Below are 8,700 nucleotides of genomic sequence, written 5' to 3' on the forward strand. Positions count from 1 at the left end.
TTCGTCATATTAAAGATGAGCCTGCGTCCCTTGACCCAATGAAAGCGGTTGGGTTAATCGAAGCTCAGGTTGCCCGTGATCTATTCGAAGGGCTGGTTAACCAGGATTCGCATGGACAGATAATTCCTGGCGTTGCGACAAACTGGAAAACGTCAGATAACCAAACCTATATATTTACGTTACGCAAAGATGCTAAATGGTCGAATGGTGACCCAGTGACCGCACAGGATTTTGTGTATAGCTGGCGTCGCCTGGTTGACCCTAAAAGTTTATCTCCTTTCGCCTGGTTTGCAGAACTGGCCGGAATGGAGAATGCACAACAGATTATTGCCGGGAAAATGCCACCCGAGGCTCTTGGGGTCAGTGCTATTAATGATTACACCCTCAAAGTTAAACTCAGCAAGCCGGTGCCTTATTTCCCCAGCCTGACCGCAAATTTCAGTTTATTCCCAGTGCCATCAACTGTGGTTGAAAAATACGGTAGTGACTGGACCAAAGTCGGGAATTTGGTGGGGAACGGCGCATTCAAATTACAAGATAGAGTGGTGAATGAGAAATTAGTGTTGGTCCCTAACGACGATTATTGGGACCATGCTCATACTGTTCTCACCAAAGTGACTTTTATTCCCATCAATCAGGAAGCCAATGCCACTAAGCGCTATCAAGCTGGCGATATTGATATTACGGAATCCTTCCCCAAAAATCTGTATCAGAAACTATTAAAAGATATTCCTGATCAGGTTTATACCCCTGACCAGCTAGGCACTTATTATTACGCATTTAATACTCAGCGAGCCCCCACAAATGATGTTCGGGTGCGCAAAGCATTATCTTATGCCATAGACCGTAAAATTATTGCTGAAAAAGTCTTGGGTACTGGAGAGAAACCGGCCTATCACTTTACCCCTGATGTCACGGCGGGCTATCACCCGGTGACCAATTTATTACAACAACAAGATCAAGATGAACTGAATGCACAAGCCAAAGCGCTGCTGCATGCGGCGGGGTATGGCCCTGATAAACCACTAAAATTATCGCTGCTGTATAATACATCGGATAATAATCAGAAGTTAGCCATCGCCATTGCTTCAATGTGGAAGAAAACATTGGGCGTGGATGTTCAAATGATTAACCAAGAGTGGAAGACCTATATTGATAGCCGCAACACCGGCAATTTTGATGTGGTCCGTGCTTCATGGGTTGGGGATTACAATGAACCCTCTACATTCTTATCATTACTGACCTCTACCCACAGCGGGAATATCGCTAAGTTCACGAGTGCAGATTATGACCGTTTGTTGAATGAAGCCGGTAAACAAACTAATCCCAAAGCGCTAAGTGATGATTATAATAAAGCCGAGCAAATTATTGCAGAGCAAGTGCCAATAGCACCTATATATCAATTTACCAACGGGCGTTTAATTAAACCTTGGGTGAAAGGTTACCCGATTACTAACCCGGAGGATGTGGCATATAGCCAAATGATTTATATTATCAAGCATTAGTTGTTATTAGACAATTAACCCACAGGGGCATTGACTCTTGTGGGTTAATAGGGTTGGGAGAGTTTAATCTATAAATAGTTTGTAAGCGGCTTGTGTAGTTATTTTAGATACAGTAGAACTTCGTTAGCTCATCAGTGGTCTGCGGTGAGTACCAGAGGGAAGAGAGTGGCTCCAATTCAGTTCCCCCAATGTTTGCTCAGATAAATACCGGCTATTAATACACTGCCAATTGCTGAAAATGTAAATGCAAATCCTGCTCCTGCCCCGCCAATAAATGCTTTCATTAACGTAATAATGCGGGTTTCCATAATCAATATCTCTTGAATGTATAATGTGATAATTAGCAAAATTGTACCTCAAAGCTTGAGGGCTTTTGCTGTCTTTATTATTATGTATCCTTAATATCATCTATAACTGTTTGAAATAAATTCTGTTATCCGAAAACATATAGTTAATGAATCGGATACCCGCATTACCGGTGAACGAATATAAAAGGTATTTCGATTATTTTATAGTGATAGCAAGCTATCCGCATGCATCACCTTTAAAGATCAGTTCACGGGCGCTACACTGAGCAAATTGCATGATAAATGCTGAAATTGAGGATGTTGTCGTGGATGTAGTCGCAGGAAAAGCACTTCAAGTTTCTGATGCCGTTTATTCTTATCAACTCGATGGTAAAGGGGGTGTGACATCCATCAGCCCCGATGCCGTTGCTACAGCAAAACAACCATGTTGGCTGCATCTGGATTACACTCACCCGGACAGTGCTGCCTGGTTACAAAATACCCCGCTACTTCCTGAAGTTGTCCGCGATGGGCTGGCGGGTGAAAGTGTCCGGCCGAAAGTGACCCGCTTGGGTGACGGCACGATGATCACTCTCAGAGGGATTAACTTCAATAATGATGCCCGCCCTGACCAGTTAGTCACTATTCGGGTTTATATGACTGATAAGTTGATTGTCTCAACCCGGCATCGCAAAGTTTACTCGATTGATGATGTGCTCAATGATTTACAAAGTGGTACTGGTCCAACCAACAGCGGCAATTGGCTGGTGGAGATTGTCGATGGTCTGACCGACCACACCAGCGAGTTTATTGAAGATTTGCACGATAAAATTATCGATCTCGAAGATGATTTATTGGAGCAAAAGATCCCACAACGTGGGCAGATGGCATTGTTACGTAAACAGTTGATTGTACTGCGCCGCTATATGGCCCCCCAGCGTGATGTTTTCTCCCGGTTAGCCAGTGAGCGCTTGCCGTGGATGAATGATGATGACCGGCGTCGTATGCAGGAAATCTCAGAGCGTTTGGGGCGGGGTCTGGAGGATTTAGACTCCAGCATTGCGCGTACGGCGGTGCTGTCTGATGAAATTAGCTCATTAATGGCTGATGCGATGAACCGGCGCACTTATACCATGTCACTGTTGGCGATGGTGTTTTTGCCCACCACTTTTTTAACCGGGCTTTTTGGTGTCAACCTTGGTGGTATTCCTGGGAATACCTATTCTTTTGGTTTTGCGACATTTTGCATGATGTTGGTGCTGTTGGTACTCGGTGTTGCCTGGTGGTTAAAACGCAGTAAATGGCTCTGATTTGCTATTCGCCATCGAGTAAAAGAGTGTGCCAGATAGCGCGCTAATCACGGTAAAATTGAGCGATATCAAGATTTGACAGTGATGACTCAGGCATTATCACTTTGCAGGTGAATGCAACGTCAAGCGATGGGCGTTGCGCTCCATATTTGTAATACTTTTATTTTGAATTACTGCATAGCACATAATTGTTACGATGCCGATGTTGTCTCAACATCGGCATTTTTTTTGTTTTTTAGAGCGACCATGGGAGGGCAGAAAGAGGGTAATGCCGCTACACCTGAACGGCGAGAAGCAGCACCCGATACTTGATTATTTAATTTCCAGTACGTCGAGGCGAACCAGAGGTTGTTTATCGCCGTCCTCATCATCTTCTGGCTGCCAGCCCACCGGTTGCAGCGGCAACTCTTCGCGATCAAAAGCCAAATCACCCCCATCAACAATTTCACTATTGTGAGTAATGCTTTTGAAATCAAATAACTGGTGATCATTTAAATGTGATGGCACCACATTTTGCATGGCGCTGAACATGGTTTCGATCCGCCCCGGATACTGTTTATCCCAGTCACGTAGCATATCTTTGATCACCTGACGTTGCAGGTTAGGCTGCGAGCCACATAAGTTACAAGGAATAATCGGGTACTCTCTGGCAACGGCAAAACGCTCAATGTCTTTTTCGCGGCAATAAGCCAATGGGCGAATGACCACATGCTTGCCATCGTCGCTCATCAGTTTGGGTGGCATGCCTTTCAGCTTGCCGCCGTAGAACATATTCAAAAATAGCGTTTGCAAAATATCATCGCGATGATGGCCCAGCGCGATTTTGGTCGCTCCCAACTCAGTCGCAGTGCGGTATAAAATCCCGCGGCGCAAGCGCGAACAGAGTGAGCAGGTGGTTTTCCCCTCCGGGATAATATCTTTCACAATCCCGTAAGTGTTCTCTTCGACAATCTGGTATTCAACACCTTGCTTATCCAAATAAGCAGGCAGGATATCTTCAGGGAAACCTGGCTGTTTCTGATCCAAATTCACCGCGATGAGGGTGAAGTTAATCGGCGCGCTTTTTTGCAAGCTCTGCAAAATATCTAACATGGTGTAGCTGTCTTTGCCGCCTGATAGGCAGACCATGACGCGATCACCTTCTTCAATCATATTAAAATCAGCAATCGCCTGGCCGACATTACGACGCAGGCGTTTCTGTAACTTGTTCAGATCGTATTGTTCTTTTTGGTTAACTACTTGTTTTTCTTGCATTTGTTCGTGACTCATATCCAGTTGGGGGCATGACGGGCAGTGCTGCTATGGCATAAGTTTATCATTCAATAAGTGTATATATTAGTGTTTTAGTTTGTGAGTGGATCTTTTTAACGTCCAACCAGAGCAATGGCTTATACCAAAACATTTGAATTCACGATTGTTTTAATCATTGCGCCGTCTTCAATATCAACAAAGTCAGCCACAATGATCCCCATTTTTTGTTTTTCTCTGTATTGTTTGCAAAACCAAATGTTTATTCCATCGATTAAATGATGGCCGCGAGCGCCAGCATAGGGAGTTAGCATTCCGGATACGCTGGTGAAATTGATATACAGATCTTGAGGGCGTTTATTTTTTGCTTGTTTTAGTAAGCTTTCAATAAATTTTCTTTTGAAATTGATACTCAGCGCGGTATAACCATCATAATTATCTTGAATATAGATATTAAAATTATTATTTTTAATATCAAAGGTCGTATCATTTTTCCAATGAGAAACATCTATTCCTATTTTATCGCCAGAGTAACGGCGTAATAGCACGATTTTTCCTCTTATATCCCCAAGGGTGGGTATTTTGTTTTCTAGATAAAATATTTTATTGTGTGGCCCAACATAACGATCACGCATAATTTTGCTAAAACTTTTTGTGCTACTTTCAGTGGTATGTTCCTGTTTAACTGATAATACTATGAATTCAGAAGGGTTTTTATTTAAAAAATCAATACAAGTGTTGAGAAAGTCACCAAACTGTTGTTTTAGAAATACAGCTCCGTGGTGCAGCGTGAATACATCATTAATAAGGCGGCATCGGGCATCTAAAAACCTGACGCCGTGATCAAGCTGCTCTCTGATATTCCATGATTGGGTTTGCGTAAATCCGGCACCATATACGTTGGAACGAAATGAGGCTGAATCATGTGTTCCTGGGATAGAAAGCTGGCTTAATAACTGCGTATCGTTAATTTGGGACATCCAATTTCTCATGTTCATAATATCTTCCTTGTCTATTGAGAACTGAAAATAGCGCAGATGGTTATTTTAGGGATATTACAAATTTAGACGCATGAGTCATCAATATCGTCACACAATAAAAAGCCAGTCAGTGGAAAGCTGACTGGCTTTTGGGGTTGGCGCACGATATTAGAAGATTACTCTGTTGGCGCTTTTTCGGTTTTCCCCGCCAGCAAACTCAGGAAGTCATAACGTTTTTTCAGGTCTTTTTCAGCCGCTGCATATAACTGTGCCGCAACCTCTGGCTCTTGAGTATTGAGCCGCCGGAAACGCTGTTCATTGAGCAATGTGGTAGTCAAATCACTGCTTGGTGGCCGGGAGTCCAGAGCTAACGCCACTTTGCCTTCGTCAGTACGGCGTGGGTCAAAGCGATACAGTGGCCAGAAGCCAGTGGCCGTTAATTGCTTCATCTGATCATGGCTGTAGGCCAGATCATAACCGTGCTCTTCGCAAGGGCTGTAAGCAATAATCAGAGACGGGCCAGGGTAGGCTTCTGCTTCCTGAATAGCTTTAACAGTTTGATTCAGCTGTGCGCCTAGCGAAATCTGCGCGACATAAACATGACCATACATCATCATGCTGACGCCCAAATCTTTGCGTGCTTTACGTTTGCCATGCTCGCCAAACTTGGTTACCGCGCCCAGTGGCGTGGCTTTGGATTGCTGACCACCGGTATTAGAATAGCATTGGGTATCTAACACCAGCACATTGACGTTTTCCGTCAGACTGAGCACATGGTCCAAGCCACCGAAGCCAATATCATAGGCCCAACCGTCACCACCAATCAGCCAGATGGATTTATCCACCAGATAATCTGCATCGGTTGCCAATTGTTGTGCGTCATTACCCGGAATATCTTTTAACAGCTGTCGCAGTTGCGTGACCTGCTCACGGCGAACTTCAGGTGCCGCCTCCTCATTCAGCAGTTGGTTGACCAACTCCTGCGGCAATTGCGCTGCCAATTGACTGATCAAACGGGCAACCCGTTGGCGATGTTGGTCAACAGTCAGGCGGAAGCCCAAGCCAAACTCGGCATTATCTTCAAACAGTGAGTTAGCCCAAGCGGGGCCACGGCCATCAGCATTGGTGGTATAAGGCGTGGTCGGTAGGTTACCACCATAAATTGAAGAGCAACCGGTAGCATTGGCAATTAACAGACGATCGCCATACAACTGGGTGAGCAATTTAATGTATGGGGTTTCACCACAACCTGAACAAGCACCGGAATACTCAAACAGCGGCGAAATCAACTGTGAGGTACGGATATCGATACGCTCCATTTGTGTTTTATCGATTTCCGGCAATTTGAGGAAGAAATCATAGTGAGCTTTTTCTTCCACCAGATGTTCCAGCCGCGGTTTCATATTGATGGCTTTGATTTCTGGGTTCTGCCGGTCTTTCGCCGGGCAGACTTCATAACAAAGATTACACCCAGTGCAGTCTTCTGGTGCAACTTGCAAGACATACTTCTGTCCACGCATATCGCGGGCTTTCACATCCAGTGATTGTAAGCTGTCTGGTGCGCCTGACATGGCATCCGGCTGAACCACTTTGGCGCGAATTGCCGAGTGCGGGCAAGCAGCAACACAGTGGTTACACTGGGTACAGAGATCAGGCTGCCAGATAGGAATATCTTCAGCAATATTACGTTTTTCCCACTGGGTGGTGCCCACCGGCCAAGTGCCATCAGGTGGGAAGGCCGAAACGGGCAGAGCATCCCCCAAGCCGGCGAGCATGGTGGCAGTGACAGTTTTAACGAAATCAGGCGCTTGATCCGAGACAATCGGTGGGCGCATCGGGCTATTTTCATCAATCGGTTGCAGTGGGATTTCGATTAATGCATCAAGGGTGGCATCCAGCGCCTGCCAGTTACGAGTAACAATTTCCGGCCCTTTATTACTGTAGCTACGGTCAATAGCCGCCCGTAATTGCTCTTGCGCCATGGCCGTTGGCAATATTTGCGTCAGATGGAAGAAGGCCATCTGCATGACAGTATTAATACGCGCACCCAGTTTGCATTCGCGGGCAATTTTTGCTGCATTAATCACAAACAGACGGGCATTACGCTGATGCAGTACCGCCTGAACTTCTTGTGGCAGGCGTTGCCACATTTCGTCGGCGCTGAACGGGGTATTAATCAGGAAGATACCGCCTGGTTTAAGGCGCTCCGCCATTTGGTAGGTATCAATAAACTGTAACTGATGGCAGCCGACAAAATCGGCCTGGCTGACCAGATAAGCTGAATTGATAGGGGTTTCACTGACACGTAAGTGAGAGACGGTCAGGCCACCGGCCTTTTTCGAGTCGTAAACAAAATAACCTTGGGCATACAGCGAGGTACTGTTGCCGATAATCTTAATATTGTTTTTGGTCGCAGAGACCGAGCCGTCACTGCCAAGGCCGTAGAACAACGCCTCCAATGTGGCGCGCTGCGCGATTTTCTCATCGGTGAGCGGTAAGGACAGCCCCGTCACGTCATCAAAAATCCCCACGGTAAAGCGCGGGCGCGGTAATTCAAGCGATAATTCTTTGAACACCGCCAGCGCACAATCGGGGCCAAACTCTTTAGAAGATAAACCATAGCGGCCGCCAATCACTTTCGGCAATGTGGCGCGTTCACCCCGGCTATAGGCTTCAGCCAGCGCGGTCATGACATCAAGATAAAGTGGCTCGGCCAGTGCGCCGGGCTCTTTGGTGCGATCCAGTACCGCAATTTTTGTCACCGACTGCGGCAACACACTGAGCAGATGTTCAGCAGAGAAGGGGCGGAATAAGCGCACTTTCAGCACGCCGACTTTCTCGCCACGGGTTAGCAGGCTATCAATCACTTCTTCACAGGTGCCAATGGCTGACCCCATCAGAATGATAACGCGCTCCGCCTGTGGGTGGCCGTAATACTCAAATGGCTTATATTCACGCCCTGTGGCGTCGGCAAACGCCTGCATGGCATCGGCAACATGTTGATAAGTATTGTTATACCAAGGGTTAGTGGCTTCGCGTGACTGGAAATAAGTATCCGGGTTAGCGGAGGTGCCGCGCACTACCGGATGATCCGGCGAAAGCGCCCGACTGCGGTGGCCATCTATGCCTTTCTGTGGCAGCAATTGGCGCAGCGTGTCATCACTGAGCGGTACAATTTTATTGATTTCGTGTGAGGTGCGGAAACCATCAAAGAAATGAATGAATGGGATGCGACTATTGAGTGTTGCTACTTGGGAAATCAGGGCGAAATCTTGTGCTTCCTGCACACTGCTGGCGCACAGCATGGCACAGCCCGTTTGCCGCACCGCCATGACATCGGAGTGATCACCAAAAATAGACAGGGCATGGG

Annotated in this window: 6 protein-coding genes; 2 read left to right on the forward strand and 4 right to left on the reverse strand. The window is 46.3% G+C overall.

Translation table 11 applies throughout. The annotated features are described in order from the left end of the window. The coding region (locus ACNSO8_RS01235) for a peptide ABC transporter substrate-binding protein (RefSeq protein WP_418393582.1) at positions 1–1,505 on the forward strand (1,505 nt) is incomplete at its 5' end. Positions 1,506–1,681: 176 nt separating this feature from the next. Here the strand turns inward: ACNSO8_RS01235 and ACNSO8_RS01240 are convergent. Further along, positions 1,682–1,813 (reverse strand): hypothetical protein, encoded by a 132-nt coding sequence (locus tag ACNSO8_RS01240; protein WP_418393583.1) that lies wholly within the window; start codon positions 1,811–1,813, stop codon positions 1,682–1,684. A 305-nt stretch (positions 1,814–2,118) separates the two neighbouring features. Here ACNSO8_RS01240 and zntB point away from each other — a divergent pair, with 305 nt between their 5' ends. Further along, positions 2,119–3,102, forward strand: a complete 984-nt coding sequence (gene zntB, locus ACNSO8_RS01245; protein ID WP_418393586.1) for a zinc transporter ZntB — start codon at positions 2,119–2,121, stop codon at positions 3,100–3,102. Between the two features lie 312 nt (positions 3,103–3,414). Here zntB and ttcA read toward each other — a convergent pair whose 3' ends face one another. The 3 genes from ttcA to nifJ all read right to left on the reverse strand — a co-directional run. Beyond that, positions 3,415–4,356: a tRNA 2-thiocytidine(32) synthetase TtcA gene (gene ttcA / locus ACNSO8_RS01250; RefSeq protein WP_418393587.1), complete on the reverse strand. Its 942-nt coding sequence runs from the start codon at positions 4,354–4,356 to the stop codon at positions 3,415–3,417. A 134-nt stretch (positions 4,357–4,490) separates the two neighbouring features. Beyond that, the gene (locus tag ACNSO8_RS01255) at positions 4,491–5,348 is read right to left on the reverse strand and encodes a phosphatidylinositol-specific phospholipase C (protein ID WP_418393584.1); all 858 of its coding nucleotides are present in this window, start codon (positions 5,346–5,348) and stop codon (positions 4,491–4,493) included. Between the two features lie 158 nt (positions 5,349–5,506). Further along, positions 5,507–8,700 (reverse strand): pyruvate:ferredoxin (flavodoxin) oxidoreductase (gene nifJ, locus ACNSO8_RS01260; RefSeq protein WP_418393585.1); only part of this gene is annotated, 3,194 nt, incomplete at its 5' end.

Source organism: Yersinia sp. LJYL362 (assembly GCF_048323875.1).